This is a genomic window from Polynucleobacter sp. Nonnen-W13 (assembly GCF_018881735.1).
In the GTDB taxonomy this organism is placed as follows: Bacteria; Pseudomonadota; Gammaproteobacteria; order Burkholderiales; family Burkholderiaceae; genus Polynucleobacter.
Genome location: NZ_JACVPU010000001.1, coordinates 920,040 through 939,126 on the forward strand (window position 1 = coordinate 920,040; position 19,087 = coordinate 939,126).

Below are 19,087 nucleotides of genomic sequence, written 5' to 3' on the forward strand. Positions count from 1 at the left end.
TTGATTAAGAATTTGTTGAGGGATGAAGAATATCTTGAAGGACGGCGCTCTTGAGTAACTTACCTACATTAGAGCGAGGCAAACTCTCATAAAAGTGGATACGTTTTGGTGTCTGAACCGGCCCCAAGAGTTCGCGCACAAAAGAAATGAGGGCTGCCTCATCAACCTGTTGGCCAGGGCGAAGTTGTACTGCTGCTTGCACGCTTTCTCCCCACTTATCATCTGGAACGCCAAAGACAAGACATTCGTGAACGGAGGGGTGTTGAGTTAAAGCATTTTCAACATCTACTGGATACACATTAAATCCTCCAGTAATCACGATATCCTTGAGGCGGTCTTTTAGATAGAGGTAGCCACGCTGATCAATGAAACCGCGATCTCCAGTGTGCAGCCAGCCATCAATAATTGTTTCCGCAGTTTTTTCTGGCATACGCCAGTAGCCTGTCATGAGAAGATCGCCGCGAACCACTACCTCACCAATTTCGCCTGTTGGTAAGAAACTTCCATCAGGCGCCATGATTGCGACATCACTAAACCAGGTAGCGCAACCAACTGCAGCCCAATTTTGAGGATCTTCAAAATCCTCTGGTTTCATAATGGTTAATATTTGAGGGGCCTCAGTTTGACCATAAGTAGTACAAAGTACGGGACCAAAAAATTCACGGACAATACGCACTTTTTCAGCGGGCATTGGTGCGCCACCATATATCAGTCTGCGTAGCTTGGGAAAATCCTTACGCGAGGCATTGGGTAATGCCATCAACATGTATAGCATTGTTGGTGGCATAAAGGAGGCAGTGCCACCACGCTCTCTAAAGGCTGTGCGAACTACTTCAGCACCAGCCCCATCTAGGATGACATGGCATCCGCCTTGCGCTAGGATGGGCAAAATATAAGTTGATGTGCCATGAGTAATTGGCGCAGCGACAATATAGCGCTCATCTTCATCAAAGCCCCACGACTGAATCTGGTTAGTTATATTAGCCAGCCAGGCGCGATAGGGTTGCATCACTCCTTTTGGAGCGCCCGTAGTGCCACCAGTAAATTTGATCGCTTGGGTTGCATCTAAAGGTAAATCAAAGGATGGTAGCGGGGCGCTATCATGCAGTTGGATCAAGCCACCCATCGTTTTGTTTGATGCCTGCCCATCATCCATGCCGGTAAGAATAAAAATACCTGGGGCATCGGTTAACAATTCACCTAAGGCTTGATCATGAATGACTAGGCTTGGTTCTGTGATGTCGATAATGCGTCGTATTTCAGGTCGGGTACTTTTAGGGTTCAGCGGAACCCATACTTTGCCTGAGGCAAGCACCGCCAGTAGGGCGATGATGTGATCCGCGCTATTACCGGAGCAAATTGCGACGCGACTTTGAAGCTTGGGATCTAATTCCACAAGAGCACTAGCAAGCGCCTTCACTTTGGATGCCAATTCTTCATAGCTAATCGGGCCGTTAGGCGTATCAATGGCTATACGATTTGGCCAGCGCAAAGATGCTCGCCAAAAGAAGTCGATTGGAAACATGCTGGGACTTCCTTCTTTCTGGTGTGTTTTATTCGGCTTTTGCGCCAGATGCTTTCACTACTTCACGCCAGCGTTTTACCTCGGCTGTTGCGAAGTCACGCATTTTCTCTGGGGAGCCTGGTTCAGGTGTTGCCCCCAATTCTTGAAGGCGTTGACGGACATCTGGTGCTGTGAGGGCCTTATTCAGTGCAGCATTGAGCTTTTCAATGATCGGCTTCGGAGTTCCTGCAGGGGCAGCCAAGGCAAACCATGACTGCACGTCAAAATTGGGGTAGCCAGATTCAGCAAGTGTAGGAACTTCGGGCAGCAATGGGGATCGTTGTGCGCTTGTAATGCCAACTGGACGCAGCTTGCCACTTTGAATATGAGGCATTGCGGACGGGGCGTTATCAAACATAGAGTCTACCTGACCCCCAAGTAAATCTGTGACAGCAGGAGCGCTACCCTTATACGGGATATGTAGCATTTGGATTTTGGATTGCATCTTAAACATTTCACCGGAGAGATGAATCGATGAGCCGCTACCAGAAGATGCAAAAGTGACACCATCTTTTGATTCCTTGGCATAACGCACATATTCTGCGACTGTTTTAATTGGAAGGTTTGGGTTAACCACCAATATATTGGGGATCTTGGCAATCATGCCAATCGGATCTAAATCTTTGAGCGCGTCGTATCCTAGTTTTGGATATAGCGACATATTGATGGTGTTGGCAATTGAAAAGGCGTAAAGGGTATAACCGTCAGCCGGTGACCGTGCAACGAGTTCTGCGCCTACATTGCTATTGGCGCCAGGCTTGTTTTCCACAATCACAGACTGACCCAATGTGGTACCCATTTTTACTGCAACTAAACGTGCCAATATATCTGTAGCCCCTCCAGCGGAGTAACCAACAATGATCTTGATGGGCTTATCAGGCCAACTGACGTTCGTTTGGGCGTGCGCTACTCCTATCGTTGAGCAGGCTAGGGCAGTGAGTAATACAAGTAACCCTCTACGCTTCTCGAAATATAAAGACATGACACTCCTCCTGAATTCAGTTCTTCCCACACCCCAGATTGATATCTGGCCATGGTTCATTTATAACACCGCCAATTACCCGAGAACTCTGAGCTCGTAGATTCTTGAGAACATCATTGGCCCTCAAATTTGGTGCAATGTGTACAAATACAGTTCTTTCTGCACCACTATAGATAGTGATGGGGTGCAGAGTGATTGATCAACCCCATATACTTTAAGAAATCACACTTGTTTGTTTATGAGCCATAGGGATAATTATCTAGGGTTAACGAGCATAAGAAAGGGGTGATTCAGATCAATATTTATAAAACAAAATATTGATACACTGATTCGTAGATTGTTATAAAAAATTCCTAGGAGATTAGTTATGAAATCCATTGTTTCAGCTTTAGTTCTCGCTTTTTGTTCCAGCCTTTCCTTAAGCGTTTCAGCTAAAGACACTGTAAAGATAGCCTACATTGGGCCTTTGACTGGCGGCGTATCTGCTAATGGCATTGGCGGTCGAAACTCGGCTGATCTTGCGGTTCGCCTCCGTAACCAAGATCCCAACGCTAAATATAAGTATGAACTTGTTTCTGCAGATGATGAATGCAAGCCAAACGTTGGCGTTCAAGTTGCTACAAAGATTGCTGCTGATAACTCAATCATTGCTGGCGTAACTCACTATTGCTCAGCAGTCGCAATGAGCACTGTGGATGTTTATCATAAATTTGGCCTGCCAGTAATGGTCTGGGGAGCAGTATTGCCAGAGATTACGTATGGCAACGACTATAAAGAGATTCATCGTGTCAATGGCACCATGATTAATCAGAATGAGGTTGCGGCTAAATTTCTTACAGGCCTTGGTTATAAAAAGTGGGTCATTATTCATGACACTACAGATTACGGTAAGGGCCATAACAAATACTTCACTCAATATTTAACCAAAAATGGTGGGCAAATTTTGGGTACTTTCGGCGTTACCGCTGATCAACAAGACTTTACTGCTGAGTTGACGAAGATTAAAGACTTGAAACCCGAGGTTGTTTATTTTGGCGGCCTAACTCCAATCGGTATTCGTATTCGTACACAAATGGATCGCCTGGGCATCAAGGCTGTATTCGAAGGAACATCTGGAATTAAGTCTGATGCCTATATTGAAGGTTTGGGCAAATTGTCAGAGGGCTCACTTTCTTTCATCGAGGGCGCTCCTTGGGAGAAGCTGCCAGGTGGCTTGGAATTTACAGCCAAGTACAACCAACAGAAATATCCAGACGCGCCTGAAGCTTATGGTCCTTTTGCATATACAGCCGCTAACTTGATTATGGATGCCATTGAAAAAGCTGGCCCAAATCGGAAGAAGGTAATGGATGTTCTTAACAAGACAAATAATGTTGATACGATTATCGGCAAGGTTAGTTTTGATGATCGCCGCCAGAACATCGTTCCATTAATTTCTAAGTACGTTGCACAAGATGGTAAGTGGGTTGTTTGGGAAGATAGCTTGTATGCCAAGAAGCAGCGTAAGTTAGGGCAATAAGCTTATATTTACTGTTTTGTAACCGAAGTAAAGAGGGTAAAAGTGCATGTCGTTTGATATATTTTTGCAGTATCTGCTTAACGGCTTAATGTTAGGCGTCATTTATGCGATTGTTGCAGTGGGTTTTACTCTCTACTTCGGTGTTTTAGATGTAATTAAGTTTTCGCACGGCGATATTTTGATGGTGGGTGCTTTTGCTGGACTCACTGCTTATATTGGCATAGCGGGTACCTTTGACTCCCCATGGCTGCAACTATTAATACTTGTCTTAATTAGTCTCTCGGTGGCAGCATTCTTGGGTGCTCTGATTGCTCGTTACTTAATTCTGCCTTTGCAAAAGGCTCCCCCCATTAATACATTACTCGTCACGTTGATGTTGGGCTTAGCCTTACGCGAAGCAGTGCGCCTTTTTTACCCAAATGGCTCTAATCCAAAACCTTTCCCAAGACTTCTGCCAACAGATGGGATCGCCCTTGGGGAGTTTACCTTGCGCTCAGACAGCCTCATTTTGTTGCTAACGGGAATCATCTGTATTGTGGCTGTTCAAAGGTTGATTACCCGCAGTAAGATCGGGTTAGCTATCAGAGCAGTGGCACAGGATAGCGAGACGGCTCGAATCATGGGGATTAACTTTCGTCAAATTGTTTTAATCACATTTATGCTTGGGTCTGCCTTGGCGGCCCTGGCTGGCTTAATGAACGGCTTGTATTACAACGAAGTGAACTTCAGTATGGGGCTTTTGCTAGGCGTCATTGGTTTTTCTGCAGCTGTTGTAGGTGGCCTTGGAAATTTTTACGGGGCAATTGTGGGTGGCTTTCTTTTTGCGGCACTGCAGACTATTGGCGCTGTGTTGCTACCAGCGATTTTCCCTGATGTTCCTAGTGCCTATAAGGATGTATTTGCATTTACTGTAATTATTATCATCATGGGATTAAAGCCAACCGGTTTGATTTCTGAAAAATCAAGCGAGCGAGTGTAAGAATGAAGTTACTAATTACTACTTTTATATTGAGCTTGCTCTACAGTATTTTATTGCTGGGATCAGAAAGTCAGATTGAGGTTGGCGGCCTAGTCTTTTTGGCTTTTGCTGTTAGTGTTGTTGGTAAAAAAATGGGTCTGATGGACCGCTTGGCTGCTGCCGTGCGAGAACATCCGCAGTTCCCGGCATACGCTTCTGTTGCTGGCGTGCTCATTACCATGGTGGTGTTTCATAACTCTCACTTTGCTCTACTAATGCTGGCTACAGTGCTTATTTATTCTGTAGTTTGTCTCGGTTTAAATATTCAGTTTGGGTATGTTGGAATAGTTAACTTTGCTGGAGCAGCTTTTTTTGGCATCGGGAGCTACACAGCGGCAATCTTAGCAACCTATACTGCCGTTCCACATATTTTGATCTTAGTACTGGCCGCATGCGTATCTGCCTTGATTGGATCAATTCTCATTTATCCAGTCTTGAGAACCCGAGGCCACTATGCGGCTTTGGTAACCATTGCATTTGGTATTTTATTTAGAAATTTTCTAGAGGTAAACGATAGTTTAGGCGGCCCTCAAGGAATGAAGATTCCAGCCATGAACTTATTTGGCTGGAATCTCTCGAATGGAATTGAGATCGCTGGATATGAGATTTCCTTCTACATCCCTTATTTATTAATTGCTTTAGTCCTGTTAATTTTAAGTTTCAAGCTTACTCGTAATTTAGAGCGCTCATGGATAGGATTAAGTATGGACATGGTGCGTACTGATGAGATTGCCGCTAGCACATTTGGTGTCAAGATTGCGCATTGGAAAATTGTGGCATTCACATTGGGTAATTTGATAGCGGGTATGGCTGGTGCCCTATATGGAATGATGACTGCCTATGTAGCTCCTAATAATTTTACTTTTGCCGACTCGTTGATTATGGTCTCCATTGTTATTTTGGGCGGAATTGGCAATCCTTGGGGCATCATTCCTGCTGCAGCTATTGTGGTTATTCTTCCAGAGAAGCTGCAGTTTATTCAGGAATATCGTTTTTTGCTGTACGCAATTGTTGTGATTTTAATTTTGTTATTCCGTCCTGATGGCCTATTGCCCCGAAGAATCCGAGAGTATTTCCCTGGCAATAAAGCGGGGGGTGAAAAATGAGTCAAGTTAAAAATAAAATTCTGGAGGCTCACAATCTAACCATGCGCTTTGGTGGTGTTACAGCGCTGGATTCTCTGAATTTGCATGTAAATGAGGGCGAGGTTCTCGGCCTTTTGGGTCCAAATGGCTCCGGTAAAACTACATTCTTTAATGTGATCACTGGTCTTTATAGAGCAACCGCTGGCAATGTGACGTTCAGGGGGCGTGATCTTACTGATGCGAGTGCTCAGGAAGTCTATCGCGAGGCCATTACGAGAACCTTTCAACGCTCTAGACTGTCTTTGCCCCTCACTGTTTTTGACAATATTGCGATTGGTGATAATCGCCGTCTAAATACCGGATTAATTTTTAATCTCTTCAAGCGAAAGCAATTTAGACAGGAGTATGACCATGTGGTGGAGCAGGTAAATCAACTACTCCTAACCTTTAATCCGAAATTAGCGGGAAAAATATTCGAGCCTGTTGCCAGCCTACCGATGATTGACCGCCGTCGTATCGAGATTTGTCGCGCCTTAATTAGCGAGCCAGATCTTTTGTTGCTAGATGAGCCCTCTGCTGGAATGACCCATGATGAAACTGTTGAGGTGATGGATGATATTTTGCAGGTTCGTAGCAAAATAAAGCCATTCACAATCATTTTGATTGAGCATGAAATGGGCTTAATTCAGCGCATGACTGAGCGTTGCATTGTATTAAATTACGGTAAAAAAATTGCTGAGGGCACCTACGATGAGATTGTTAATAATCCTGAGGTTCAGGTGGCCTACTTAGGACAAGAGTGATCATGAACTTGCTAAATATTCATAATATTTATACGGCTTACGATCGTATTGATGTTCTCGAGGATGTATCAATCGAAGTTAAACAAGGCGAGATCACCTGCATCTTGGGCGCTAATGGCGCAGGAAAATCAACTTTAATTCGATCTATCTTAGGATTAACGCCAGCAAATCGGGGTCAAATTCTATTCAAGGGTGTAGACATCACGCATTTACCTTCCCACAAAATTATTGAACAAGGCATTGCCTGCGTTCCAGAGGGGCGCCGTGTTTTTCCTCGAATGACGGTTGATGAAAACTTGTCTGCTGGCGCTTATTTAGTCAAAGACAAGAATGTAATCGAGGAACGTCGCTTACATGTGAAGACGCTATTTCCTCGATTGGCTGAGCGCTCTTCGCAAGTAGCTGGAACAATGTCAGGTGGTGAGCAGGCTATGCTGGCTATTAGCCGCAGTTTAATGAGTTCGCCTGATCTGCTGATTTTTGATGAACCTTCATTGGGATTATCGCCGCTATTTGTTAAAGAGAATTTCAAAATCATCAAAGAAATAAATCAGATGGGAACTACTGTGCTCTTAGTCGAGCAGAATGTACGCCAAACTTTGGCAATTGCGCATCGAGGGTATGTAATCTCTAAAGGTCAAGTTGTTGCCAAGGGTAATGCAAAGGAACTTGCCGATAACGCGGAAGTTCAAGCCGCCTATTTTGGATAACTTACTGTGAACGCTAAACTAAACCCCGTCGCATTAACTCAAGAGCTCATTCGTTTTAATACGGTGAACCCGCCTGGCAATGAAGATCAAATTTGCGAATACTTGAAAACTCTCTTAGAGTCGGCGGGCTATGAGTGTCGTCTGATTGAGTTTGCCCCAAGACGAACAAGCTTAGTTGCAAAAATTGGTTCTTGTAGCACTGATAAACCGAGTATTTGCTTTACAGGCCACGTTGATGTTGTGCCCTTAGGTGCGCGTCCTTGGAAGTTTGAGCCCTTTGCTGGTCTGATTAATGATGGCAAGCTCTATGGTCGTGGTTCAAGCGATATGAAAAGCGGTATCTCTGCATTTGTAGTGGCGGGTATAGAGATGGCACATCAAGCTAAGCAGGGTGCTGGTGTGACTATGATCATTACTGCAGGTGAAGAAACAGGCTGTGAAGGTGCATTTCATCTTGCTGCCAATAAAGAGATTGTAGATTTCTTAGGCCCGGCCGGTTGCTTTGTTGTTGCTGAGCCTACCGCTAATGAGCCGCTGCTTGGTCATAAGGGCGCCTACTGGCTAAGAGCTAAAACGGAGGGAGTAACTGCTCATGGCTCGATGCCCGAGAGAGGCGATAACGCATTCTATAAGCTTGCTAAAGCAGCATTAAAACTGGAGCAATTTAGTTTTGATACACCCCCACATGAAATGATGGGGCAGGGAACATTGAACATTGGTACTGCTAAAGCTGGATTGAACATCAACTCTGTTCCAGATGCTGCAGAAATGACCTTAGATATTCGTACGGTAGCTGGGCAAAGCCATTCTCATATTTATGGTTGTTTATGCAAGGCCTTAGGCCCAACAGTGCAACTTGACACCATTATTGATATTGAGGGTGTTTTTACTCCAGCCAATGATCCATGGATGGCGAAAGTATTTGAGCATTGCACAAAACTGAATGGTATTCGGCCAATAGAGAAAACGGTATCTTATTTTACCGATGCATCGGCTTTAAAATCCGTGATCGGCAACCCTCCCACTGTTATTTTAGGCCCGGGCCAACCTGAGATGGCGCATCAGACCGATGAATTTTGCTATGTCGATAAGATTGAAGATGCGACTAAATTATTTGCCAACCTTATTTCCGATTGGCAAAAACCCTAAGACTGCCCACCCGCCGTCTTAATGCATTCTTCAGCAAACTGTGCGATGTTGAGCAATTTTTCATCTTCTCTGTAATTGCCAATAAGTTGAATTCCTAGTGGTAGCCCATTGCTTGATTTTGTGACTGGAAGTGCAATTGCTGGTGCACCAATAAAGGTCCAAAGAGAGCAAAAGATGGGGTTTCCAGTAAAACTGAGACCCTTAGGCGCTTCTCCTGTTGCTGGAGCCGCCAATATCGCATCAAATCTTTGAAAATATTCAGCCAGAGAGAGGCGTAATTTTGCCTGGAGATTTTTTGCCTTGATGTAATTGCCGACCGAACAGGCATTTCCTTTCTCGATGAGTTCTCTCATGTCCAGGCTTAGTAAATCAGGAAATTTCTCCAAGTGCTTTTCATGAACTACCGCAGCTTCACATGCCATTAAAACCGCTAAAGCCTCTATTCCATCCCAGTAAATTTGTGGGAGTGTGATTTCTTCCGTGCTGACACCAGACGCATTAAGTGATGATTCAGCTATCTTTATTGTTTTGATCTGCTCTTGGCTTAATAATCCATCAAAGGGTGTTTTTAGGATACCAATTCGAGGCTTGTGATTTTTTAGAGCCTCACTTAGGGATTTCTGAGTCAGCTCCTCTAAAACAATTGCATCTTCCTCATCGATGACGGTATTGCGGAGTAAGTTAAATGCAAATCTCGCATCCGCCACAGATCTTGTAAAAAATCCGATATGGTCTAGCGAGCCAGAAACCGGGTGGACGCCTTTACGTGGAACGCTTCCAAAGCTGGCTTTATAGCCAACAACACCGCAAAATGATGCTGGCCTAATAATCGATCCAGCAGTTTGGGAACCCAAGCCTAAGGGCACAATTCCGCACGCTACAGCGGCAGCCGAGCCGCTTGATGAGCCCCCGGGAGTATGGGCGCTATTCCATGGATTGGTTGTGGCACCGGCATGACGCCAGGCAAATTCAGTTGTTACGCTTTTGCCAAAGATAACGCCACCTAAACTACGGATTTTTTTGACAATTTCAGCATCTTCACTCGGGACAAAATCCTTATATATCGCTGAGCCATTGCTTGTAACAAAATCCTTCGTTGCAATGATGTCTTTTACAGCCACCGGAATGCCCATTAATGGACCCGTTCCCGATTGGCGCTGCAGCTCTTGTAATGATGCTCTTGCCGTAAACGCCTTTAATTCCGGCTCAACTTGTTCTGCTCGCGCTGTACATTGCGCCAAATAGTCATCAACTTTGAGCTGTTTTTGTTGTATTTGTTGGCATGCCTGCAATAAATCTAAGGATGGCTTCATGAGTTTTGCGTTTGTATTCATTTAATCACCTTACTTTATCACCGTCGTCGTCCTATCGCTCTTCTAGGCATCTCAACATCCCTTTCCCTATTAAACCTGCTATTTCAATCCTAGCAAAATTATAAATAAAGTTCACAACTTCACAACTTCTGTAGTATAGTATTGTCAAAGGAGGCGAAATGAGAAGAGCGATACCAAAAACACATCAAGCTTTAGATTGGATAGGGAAGGGAATGACCGCAGCTCAGGCCGCTAGAAAGATGGAAATTTCAGAATCTAGCGTCTATGCCGCCTTAAGAAAAACAAAAGCAAAAGATTTAGGTTGTTGTCCAACATGTGGTCATAAATTAAGGAAATAAGATGAAGAAGACTCTATTGGCCGTTGTCTCAATTTCTGTAGCTGCGTTGGCATACGCAAATACCTCATCGGATTCTTCGGAGCTGCTAAACCAGCAATGCAAGATTTCTGCTGAAGCAGTTTCTACATTAAAGGGCTTACGCTATGGCAATACCTCTATTCGTAAGGATGTAGGAGGCTTGATTAACTTAAATCTTAAAGTCCAAGAGAACAAAGATGCAGCGCAAACAACCCTGAACCGAATGGTTGATGATCAGGCCAACTCAACATCTGCTTTAGAGGCTAAGTATTGTTCTTAATAGTGTTTGATAGGTTATTGCCCAATCATCTGTAAAGGCGTTTAATGGCCCATTCATTTGAATGTCCAGAATGTGGCAATCCCCGAGGAATGCTTGGGAAATGTCGTCAATGCGGAAGTCAGGAGCTTCCTTTACCGCATAGTGACACGATGGTATTGAATTTAAAATTTGATAATCCAAGTGCTGAGGAGGCATTGGATCGCTTAACTATTGGGCTACGTAGAGCCTCAGAAGTGGGCATCAAGGCAATGATACTGATACATGGCTATGGAGCCAGTGGTGAGGGTGGCAAAATTAAATGGGCTGTACATGACGCCTTAGACAATAACTATTTCTCCGACCGTGTTGATGAATATCACTTCGGTGAGCAAACCGCATTTGGTAGCGAGGCTTACCATGCACTTTTGAGAAGAAGGCCTGGATTAAAAGCTTATCTAAAGCACTTCAAGGAGGGAAACGCTGGGATGACGGTATTAATACTGTGATTTCAGTCGGAATTGCTTAGAATGGACCACTATATCAAATTCGATGACATCAGCAAGGAGCGGCAATGACTGCTAAAAAATCAACAACCGTGCATGAAGATCTTCAAATCAATTCTGAAAACTTAATTGGTGACTTCAAAGCGCTTATGGCGGATGCTGAGGATCTCATTAAGGCAACGGCAAGTCATAACGATGGACCGCTTGGCGCAATCCGTTCAAAGGCCATGGAGACGCTCAACAGCGCCAAAGAAAGTCTTTCCTCTGTTGAAGGCACTGTGACTGAAAAGGCCAAAGTTATCGCTGAGCGCACTGATGAGTTTGTCCATAGAAATCCCTGGGAGGCGGTAGGTGTTGCTGCTGGGATTGGCTTGTTGGTTGGTCTATTTATTCGTCGTCGCTAGGAATTCATGTCACAAGAAAATCTTTTCTCCTCACTAAAAAATCTTGTCTCCACAGGGGCATCCATTGCTCAGACCCGTCTAGAGTTAATCTCTACTGATGTGCAGATTGCGCGTTCTCAGTTTTTGAGTCTTTTGGTTATGGTGATCTTTACATTGTTTTTCTTGTTCTTTGGATTGGTAATGCTGGCTTTACTTATTGTGATTTACAGCTGGGAGACTGATCGGGTCTTAGCGCTAAGCTTACTAACTAGTGGCTTCTTGGCAGTGGGCATCATTTTGGCGCTGGTAGTCTTGCGCTCACTCAAAACCATGCCTAAATTATTTCAGGCAACGATTACAGAGTTGGCTAAGGATCGCCAGGAACTTGCAAAACGATGAGTCAAAAACTGGCAGAACTTCAGGCAAGGCAAAGGGTGCTGCAAGAACGAGCAGCCCAAGAGCGTGCTGACTTCGCTCTGCATTTTGAGCCTCTTGAAAAGCCACTGTCTTGGGCTGACAAAGGCATAGATACTTTTAATTTCATGAAGAGCACACCGATCTTGTGGACTAGTGCTTTTGCCGTATTGGCACACTACCAGCCTAAGTTAGCTAGGAAAGTGCTTGCTGTAGGCTGGGGTACTGTCAAACTTCTCAAGGGCGTTAAGAGTCTTTTGTAAGACTCGCTTTAGGCAATGAAGACTGTCTTATTGGCTATCCCGTTCTGGCTCAGGACTTCGCCTCCACGTAAACCAGCAATCTCTAAAAAAGTGATGGCACCAGCAACTTGAAAGCCAGCCTTTTTGAGTAATTTACTGGCTGCGATGATAGTTCCGCCGGTGGCCAGTACATCATCCACAATCAGCACTCGTGAATCAGCTGGCAAAGTAGACTCCTGAATTTCTAGGGAATCGGAGCCGTACTCCAAGCCATAGGATTCTCGATGGCTAGCTAAAGGCAGCTTATTGGGTTTCCGGGCTAAAGCGAGGCCTTTATGGGCTTTGTAGGCGAGGGCGGTGCCAAAGATAAAGCCACGTGATTCAATGCTTAAAATATGGCTGTAATCAAATTGCTGAGCAAGTGCCTCTAGCTGTATCGTAGCCTCTTTAAATGCACTCGGATCGGCTAATAAAGGGGAGATGTCCCTAAAGAGGATGCCTGGCTTAGGAAAGTCGGGGACTCCAGGTAGATAATCTAATAAATTCATTATTGGCTGATATGAAAACACAATTGCTCATTATTACCGCATTAGAGTCCGAGCTGGATAAAAGCGCACTACCGGCGGGTATCGATATTGTGTATTCTGGGGTTGGCAAAATCAATGCAACCGCGGCAAGTATTCAGGCTATTCATCAATATCAGCCTCAGAGGATAGTGAACTTTGGTACCGTTGGAAAAATTAACCCCGCTCTTCAGGGTTTATTAGAAATCGGCAAAGTAATACAGCGCGACATGATGACAGACCCTCTGGCGCCTCGAGGGCAAACTCCGTTTTGCCCCAAGCCATCCCAATACCTGTCTCTTGGGGGTGAGCATACTTGTGGTACTGGCGATAGTTTTGTTACTGCCCATGATCCTTGGCTAACATCTCAGGGTGTAGATGTGGTGGACATGGAGTTGTTTGCGATTGCTAATATCGCACATCAATTTCACATTCCATGGCAATCATTTAAATACGTGACTGATGATGCCAACGCTGACTCTGGAAACGAATGGACTCACCGCGTCAATCATGGTCAAGAGCTATATTTAGATAAGCTCAAAGAGCTGATGAGCGCTTAAGGCGCGCCCAACACCATTATCAAATTACTCTTGAAGATGAATACTCAAAAACCTTGGCTGAAAAACTATCTCGAGGGCGTTCCCCATGAGATCGATTTAGCGGGCTATTCATCAATTGCTGATTTGATAGAGGATTCTTTTAAAAATTACCCCAATCGGATAGCAATGGAGTCGATGGGGTACACCATCAGCTATCGTCAACTCGATATTCTGTCCAAGGACTTTGCTGCTTATTTACAAACCTTAGGTCTTGAAGCGGGCTCGCGTATCGCCATCATGTTCCCGAATGTGCCGCAATACTTAATTGCAATGCTAGGGACTCTACGTGCAGGGTTTGTCGTAGTCAATATCAATCCGCTCTATACCGCTCGCGAGCTGGAGCATCAACTCCAAGATAGCGGTGCATCTATCTTGGTGATGTTAGAAAACTTTGCTCATGTATATCAGGAGATTGCCAATCTAGGACTTATAAAGAAGGTTATTGTCAGTAGCCTAGGAGAGAGTCTAGGGCCGAAGGGTGTCATCATTAATTTGATCGCTCGCCATATTAAAAAGCTGATTCCGCATTGGAACTTTCCTTGCGTTAAATTGAATCAAGCTCTCAAAATTGGCTCTGGCCATGGCTTCACTAAACCAAACCTAAGGCAGGACGGTATAGCTTTTTTACAATACACGGGCGGAACTACAGGGGTTTCTAAAGGCGCAGTTTTATTACACCGCAACATATTAGCCAATATCATTCAGATTGAATCTTGGCTCGACCCTGCTTTAAAAAATCGGCAGCAACAGTTGGTTTTTTTATGTGCCTTGCCGATGACCCATATCTTTGCACTGACCGCCTGCGGTCTGCTTGGAATGCGTAAAGGCGCCAAATTGTTATTGGTCGCCAATCCACGTGATATTACCGGCTTTATTAAGCTGCTGATAAAGCACCCGGATATCAATATTTTTCCAGGCGTTAATACGCTATTTCATGCCTTGATACATCGTCCAGAATTTAAACGTGTGCGCCTACCCAATCTTTTGGTCACCATTGGCGGTGGCATGGCAGTTCAAAAAAAGACGGCGGAGCTTTGGCAGAAAATGATGGGGGTGCCGATTGCTCAAGGGTATGGGCTATCAGAAACTTCACCAGTGGTGTGTGTCAATACGCCATTCGTAAAAGAATTTACTGGATCCATTGGCATGCCAGTGCCTGGTACAGATGTATTGATACTAGGTGACGATGGCATAGAAGTTCCATTTGGCTCGCCTGGAGAGATTTGCATCAAGGGTCCACAGGTGATGGCGGGCTACTGGAATAGACCAGATGAGACTGCGCAATCTATTACGCCAGAGGGATATTTTAAGTCTGGCGATATTGGCATCATGAATCCCGATGGCTTTGTACAGATTGTCGATCGTAAAAAGGACATGATCGTAGTAGCCGGTTATAAAGTATTTCCTAATGAAATTGAGGAAGTGATTTCTCAAATTCCCGGTGTCAGGGAATGTGCTGTGATTGGACTGTCGCACCGCAAGCTCGGTGAGATCGTCAAGGCCTATATTGTTAAAGACAAGCCTGAGCTAACTGAGGCTCAAGTCATTCAGTATTGCAAAGAGCAAATGACCAGTTACAAGCGCCCCAGAAAGATTGCTTTTATTACTGAAATGCCCAAGTCTAATGTGGGCAAGATATTGCGCCGTCATCTGCGCGACTTGTAAATAATTACAGGCCACCGCCAAAGCGGTACTGAAAAGAAATCCCGTATAAGTCATAACTATTATTGGTTCTAGAGTACGCACCTGTGCTCGCCGATAGCCGAATCGAATTATGTTTATTTACTGGGTAGGACATCGTTGTGCCAAAGCGCCAATTCTCTTGACTACCACTAATCGGGTTGCCATTGAGGTAGGATTGCCCGCCAGTAAAGTAGGTGGCATCTACAGAGATCCAAGCAGTATTCTGAAAGTAATAAATCGCGTGTGTTTGAGTCGAGTAAACCGGGTTTTGAGATAGCGAGTTACCGCCCATGAAGTTGGTATTGCTGGTGTAGAAAATACCAGCACCAGCGAGCTCAAATCGCCAAGGACCAAGCGCTTTAGAAACTCCAAGGCCTGGCTGGATAAACCAACGATTTGCTCCCACATTAATGAGTTGGTTATCGTCATACTTACCCCATGGCACTGATGCCGCAAGACTGACTCCAATAATCAGATCCTGCTGGTAACTCTTAAATTGATCTAGCGTTAATGCTGGTGCGCCATAGAGATTAATTGCTGCCTTGATCAGTGGATCTGATAATCCCTCAGTACTGGCATTTACTGTGCGCCCACCAATCGAACTCGATCCAGTCAGTTGACCATAAGGAAGTACTAGAGTGAGCTTGCCAGATTGACCCCCTGCATCAAAGATATGGGTGAGGCCCATGACTTCACTAGTCAGCGTGTAATTGCCGGCCTTTGCTTGTGCAACCCCAGCGCTAATAAAGTTAATCCCAACAGGTGCATTGGAATAAGTGCGTGCTTCGATTTCTTGTGAATGAGATAGGGTTGGTAGTAAAGCGCCTGAAGTAAGGAATAGCCAAGTGCCTATTGCAAAAACTCGACCTTGAGTAAGGCAGGCGAAATTAATCATCCGAGTTACATCACTCAAGTTAGATTAGTTGAGTTTTGATTTGTCGCCAAACAAAATCTTTAGGGTAGCGTTGCTACCAAGCATGATGGTCATTCCCGTTAGGAGTAAATAAGGCCACACAATTAACCAATACACAATCGACATGGCCACTACGCGCAAAGGATTAGATTGGCCAAATTCAGTCATGGAGATCAAAAACGCTTTTCCATGAATTAATCCATGAACTCCGGCCTCTAAATAATTTAAGCCCAAAACAACCAGAAGGTAGATTAGGGACTCCAAGAGAAGTGAGCTGACGATTCCATGCTTTTCATTGACTTTGATTGGGAATGCAGCCTGAGCGATCAACATGAATTTGGCGCAGATTGCCGCTTTGAATAAAGCAAAGCCAAAGATAGATAAAGGGATAGGCCTCTCATCTAGGGAGGTTGCTGCTAAAAAGGCAAGAGCACAAAACCAAGATCCAAAGTAAATAGTTAACTGAAACGCTTTGACAAATTCTTCCTTAGCTTTAGCTTTGAAACCATGTGCAGAATCTAAATTAGGCGGGATTGCACTCATAAAAACTTTCTAAGATGCTTAATTAGCAGTTGCTGCAAGAGTTAGCCTCAACAGGTGCTGGTTCTTGGGTGTAGCGCGCAATAAATGCATGCTTACTCTTGAGTGGCAATTGAATCCACACAAAGTGACCTGAGCCGGGGGCAACATCAATTGGCTCGTCTTTGAGATTCCACATGGCATCCAAGACCATATCTTGATTACCCTCGGGTTCAATGATTTCTAACTTATCACCAATCGAGAAACGATTTTTGACATCTACCTTGACGCGACCTGAGGCCTCATCAATCTCTAAGGTCTCGCCAACATACAAACTTCTACCCGAGAGGGAGTGACCACGCATATAGAGTTGATATTCTTTATCGTGGTGACGCTCATAGAAGCCATCGGTATAGCCACGATTTGCAAGGCCTTCCAAATTACCAATTAGAGACATATTCATTGGACGACCGGCTACTGCATCATCAATCGCAGTGCGATAGGATTGGCAGGTACGAGAAACATAATAGGGCGACTTGGTGCGACCCTCAATCTTGAATGAATCGACGCCCATCTTGGTCAAGCGTTCAATATGTTCAATAGCACGCAAATCTTTTGAGTTCATGATGTAAGTGCCGTGCTCATCTTCTTCCATGGGCATTAAATCATCTGGACGACGTGCCTCCTGAAGAAGAACTACATCACCACTAGTATTTTGTTGTCCGGGCTTGACCTTGTAATCCCAACGACAGGCATTAGTACAAGCACCTTGATTGGAGTCGCGATGAGACATGTAGCCAGATAGTAGGCAGCGGCCAGAGTAGGCAATACACAAAGCACCATGTACAAATACTTCTAATTCCATTTCTGGACAGTCTTGACGCACTTCTTCAATTTCATCAAAAGATAGCTCGCGTGACAGAATCACTCGACTGATACCAACAGAGCGCCAGAATTTTGCAGAAGCGCCATTGACCGTATTGGCTTGTACCGATAAATGGATCGGCATATCTGGCCATGCTTCTCTGGCCATCATGATGAGGCCAGGATCTGACATGATCATCGCATCAGGCTTTAATGCAACTACAGGATCCATATCCTTAATATAGGTGCGCGTCTTACCACCATGAGGCAGGAGGTTGGATACGAGATAAAACTTTTTACCTAAAGCATGGGCAGTATCAATACCCTCTTTGAGCGTCTCCATTTTTCCGAAGTCATTATTACGTACTCGCAGGGAATAACGCGGCTGCCCAGCATAAATAGCGTCAGCACCAAAGTCAAAGGCAGTACGCAGCATGGAGAGGCTGCCGGCAGGGGCGAGAAGTTCTGGAATCTTGGTCATGGCGCTATTTTAAGGTCTACCGAGATGTTCTGCTAACAGACAAAGCCTGCTCGCTGACACTTTTTGACCAATTGGCAGCTTATTTAGGGCTTTAGCTCAATTACTCATCCGCTATAGAGTTGCGCAGTATTCCAATAGATTCAATTTCAATCTCACAAATATCGCCTGGTTTCATGAAAACAGGGGGTGTCCTTGCATAGCCAACGCCAGCCGGGGTTCCGGTAATGACCAGATCGCCAGGCTCCAGCGTCATACACTCTGTTATCAGCACTATGGTCTCTGCCACGTTCCATAGAAAGTCTTTGGTATTGGCGTTTTGCATAACCTGACCATTTAAGCGCGACTGAATTTTCAAGCCATCGCAGCCAAGGGGAAGCTCATCTGGCGTCACTAACCATGGCCCGAAAGCACCAGTTTGATCAAAGTTTTTACCAATGGTCCATTGGGTCGTTTTACGTTGGTAATCTCGAATACTGCCATCATTAAAAATGCTGTATCCCGCTACACATTCCAAAGCGTTTTCTAATGTCAGATGGCGCGCCTTTTTACCAACCACAAAGGCGAGCTCTGCTTCGTAATCTAACTTATCGGAAACCTGAGGTCGAATGATGGGACTTAAGTGCGCTGTTAATGAGCTGGGGCCACGCATAAAAAAACTGGGGTATTCAGGTCTTGCATTGCCACCTTCTTTTGCATGGTCGGCATAGTTCAGACCCATACAGATAATTTTTCCGGGCCTCTCAATGGGCGATCTAAAAGTGATAGCGTCTATCTCCCCTTTAATTGCTTTGGAATTTTGGATCGCTGCTCCAGCACGATTTAAGATTTCTTGAGATTCAATAATGGCTTGCAAGTTATTGGGTATCAATGGATCTGTGGCAGATAGATTAATGAAGCTATTAGCGCTCCCCACTAAAAGAGCCCCTACACCGTCTTGGCCACTTGAATCTCGATAACTAAATAGTCTCATTGCAAAGCCTCCAATTAAATTGGTTTATTGGTTGTTAGTGATGGCAGTATAGGGCAGTCTCTAAGGTTGATAAGTCTCTTCGATGAGGCATTCTTTCAGCTCCATTGCTTGATAAAGTGTGATAACTTTCTGATACTAGTCACACACATCCAAAATCTTTAGAAAGCCAATCAA

The 19,087-nt window shown here is 44.7% G+C and carries 22 protein-coding genes; 14 read left to right on the forward strand and 8 right to left on the reverse strand.

All coding sequences use genetic code 11. The annotated features are described in order from the left end of the window. Positions 1–4: 4 nt before the first annotated feature. Together ICN27_RS04820 and ICN27_RS04825 are read right to left on the reverse strand one after the other, a co-directional pair. Positions 5–1,525 (reverse strand): class I adenylate-forming enzyme family protein, encoded by a 1,521-nt coding sequence (locus ICN27_RS04820; RefSeq protein ID WP_216269149.1) that lies wholly within the window; start codon positions 1,523–1,525, stop codon positions 5–7. Positions 1,526–1,553: 28 nt separating this feature from the next. Beyond that, complete coding sequence (locus ICN27_RS04825; protein ID WP_216269150.1) at positions 1,554–2,546, reverse strand: tripartite tricarboxylate transporter substrate binding protein; 993 nt, start codon at positions 2,544–2,546, stop codon at positions 1,554–1,556. Positions 2,547–2,913: 367 nt separating this feature from the next. Between ICN27_RS04825 and ICN27_RS04830 the strand changes: the two genes are divergently transcribed. From ICN27_RS04830 to ICN27_RS04855, 6 genes are read left to right on the forward strand one after another with little or no spacing between them, the layout of a single operon-like run. After that, on the forward strand, positions 2,914–4,065 hold the full coding sequence (locus ICN27_RS04830) for a branched-chain amino acid ABC transporter substrate-binding protein (RefSeq protein WP_216269151.1): 1,152 nt from the start codon (positions 2,914–2,916) through the stop codon (positions 4,063–4,065). 46 nt (positions 4,066–4,111) lie between these two features. Beyond that, complete coding sequence (locus tag ICN27_RS04835) at positions 4,112–5,044, forward strand: branched-chain amino acid ABC transporter permease (RefSeq protein ID WP_216269152.1); 933 nt, start codon at positions 4,112–4,114, stop codon at positions 5,042–5,044. A 2-nt stretch (positions 5,045–5,046) separates the two neighbouring features. Further along, a complete protein-coding gene (locus tag ICN27_RS04840) occupies positions 5,047–6,189 on the forward strand; it encodes a branched-chain amino acid ABC transporter permease (RefSeq protein WP_216269153.1) in 1,143 nt (380 codons plus the stop codon). Beyond that, positions 6,186–6,971 carry an ABC transporter ATP-binding protein gene (locus ICN27_RS04845; protein WP_215310161.1) on the forward strand — a complete coding sequence of 262 codons (786 nt, stop codon included), beginning with the start codon at positions 6,186–6,188 and terminating at the stop codon, positions 6,969–6,971. The genes ICN27_RS04840 and ICN27_RS04845 overlap by 4 nt, the downstream gene beginning before the upstream one ends. A gap of 2 nt (positions 6,972–6,973) precedes the next feature. Further along, complete coding sequence (locus ICN27_RS04850) at positions 6,974–7,681, forward strand: ABC transporter ATP-binding protein (RefSeq protein ID WP_216269154.1); 708 nt, start codon at positions 6,974–6,976, stop codon at positions 7,679–7,681. Positions 7,682–7,687: 6 nt separating this feature from the next. Beyond that, complete coding sequence (locus tag ICN27_RS04855; RefSeq protein ID WP_216269155.1) at positions 7,688–8,830, forward strand: M20 family metallopeptidase; 1,143 nt, start codon at positions 7,688–7,690, stop codon at positions 8,828–8,830. Here ICN27_RS04855 and ICN27_RS04860 read toward each other — a convergent pair. Beyond that, positions 8,827–10,164 (reverse strand): amidase, encoded by a 1,338-nt coding sequence (locus ICN27_RS04860; RefSeq protein ID WP_255534982.1) that lies wholly within the window; start codon positions 10,162–10,164, stop codon positions 8,827–8,829. The two genes, ICN27_RS04855 and ICN27_RS04860, sit on opposite strands and share 4 nt — an antisense overlap. Positions 10,165–10,322: 158 nt before the next feature. Between ICN27_RS04860 and ICN27_RS04865 the strand changes: the two genes are divergently transcribed. The 6 genes from ICN27_RS04865 (at position 10,323) to ICN27_RS04890 (ending at position 12,342) form a co-directional block, all read left to right on the forward strand. Further along, positions 10,323–10,502 (forward strand): hypothetical protein, encoded by a 180-nt coding sequence (locus tag ICN27_RS04865; protein WP_046330120.1) that lies wholly within the window; start codon positions 10,323–10,325, stop codon positions 10,500–10,502. A 1-nt stretch (position 10,503) separates the two neighbouring features. Continuing rightward, the gene (locus tag ICN27_RS04870) at positions 10,504–10,800 is read left to right on the forward strand and encodes a hypothetical protein (RefSeq protein ID WP_215310164.1); all 297 of its coding nucleotides are present in this window, start codon (positions 10,504–10,506) and stop codon (positions 10,798–10,800) included. A 44-nt stretch (positions 10,801–10,844) separates the two neighbouring features. Continuing rightward, positions 10,845–11,285, forward strand: a complete 441-nt coding sequence (locus tag ICN27_RS04875; RefSeq protein WP_216269156.1) for a Smr/MutS family protein — start codon at positions 10,845–10,847, stop codon at positions 11,283–11,285. A gap of 65 nt (positions 11,286–11,350) precedes the next feature. Continuing rightward, complete coding sequence (locus tag ICN27_RS04880) at positions 11,351–11,686, forward strand: YqjD family protein (protein ID WP_216269157.1); 336 nt, start codon at positions 11,351–11,353, stop codon at positions 11,684–11,686. A 6-nt stretch (positions 11,687–11,692) separates the two neighbouring features. After that, on the forward strand, positions 11,693–12,064 hold the full coding sequence (locus tag ICN27_RS04885) for a phage holin family protein (protein ID WP_216269158.1): 372 nt from the start codon (positions 11,693–11,695) through the stop codon (positions 12,062–12,064). Beyond that, the gene (locus ICN27_RS04890; protein ID WP_216269159.1) at positions 12,061–12,342 is read left to right on the forward strand and encodes a YqjK-like family protein; all 282 of its coding nucleotides are present in this window, start codon (positions 12,061–12,063) and stop codon (positions 12,340–12,342) included. The genes ICN27_RS04885 and ICN27_RS04890 overlap by 4 nt, the downstream gene beginning before the upstream one ends. A gap of 8 nt (positions 12,343–12,350) precedes the next feature. Here ICN27_RS04890 and ICN27_RS04895 read toward each other — a convergent pair whose 3' ends face one another. Then, a complete protein-coding gene (locus tag ICN27_RS04895; protein WP_216269160.1) occupies positions 12,351–12,869 on the reverse strand; it encodes an adenine phosphoribosyltransferase in 519 nt (172 codons plus the stop codon). Positions 12,870–12,880: 11 nt separating this feature from the next. Between ICN27_RS04895 and ICN27_RS04900 the strand changes: the two genes are divergently transcribed. Together ICN27_RS04900 and ICN27_RS04905 are read left to right on the forward strand one after the other, a co-directional pair. Next, entirely contained in the window at positions 12,881–13,444 is a 564-nt protein-coding gene (locus tag ICN27_RS04900) for a 5'-methylthioadenosine nucleosidase (RefSeq protein ID WP_216269161.1), read from the forward strand. Between the two features lie 36 nt (positions 13,445–13,480). Next, complete coding sequence (locus tag ICN27_RS04905; RefSeq protein ID WP_216269162.1) at positions 13,481–15,148, forward strand: AMP-binding protein; 1,668 nt, start codon at positions 13,481–13,483, stop codon at positions 15,146–15,148. Positions 15,149–15,152: 4 nt separating this feature from the next. On the opposite strand, the gene ICN27_RS04910 is transcribed toward ICN27_RS04905, so the two are convergent. The 4 genes from ICN27_RS04910 to ICN27_RS04925 all read right to left on the reverse strand — a co-directional run bounded on the left by ICN27_RS04910 (position 15,153) and on the right by ICN27_RS04925 (position 18,913). Then, the gene (locus ICN27_RS04910; protein WP_216269163.1) at positions 15,153–16,061 is read right to left on the reverse strand and encodes a transporter; all 909 of its coding nucleotides are present in this window, start codon (positions 16,059–16,061) and stop codon (positions 15,153–15,155) included. Between the two features lie 24 nt (positions 16,062–16,085). Further along, positions 16,086–16,622, reverse strand: coding sequence for a hypothetical protein (locus ICN27_RS04915; protein ID WP_215310173.1), 537 nt, complete (start codon positions 16,620–16,622; stop codon positions 16,086–16,088). Between the two features lie 22 nt (positions 16,623–16,644). Next, entirely contained in the window at positions 16,645–17,943 is a 1,299-nt protein-coding gene (locus ICN27_RS04920) for a U32 family peptidase (RefSeq protein ID WP_215310174.1), read from the reverse strand. Between the two features lie 100 nt (positions 17,944–18,043). Beyond that, a complete protein-coding gene (locus ICN27_RS04925; protein ID WP_216269164.1) occupies positions 18,044–18,913 on the reverse strand; it encodes a fumarylacetoacetate hydrolase family protein in 870 nt (289 codons plus the stop codon). Positions 18,914–19,087: the final 174 nt, after the last annotated feature.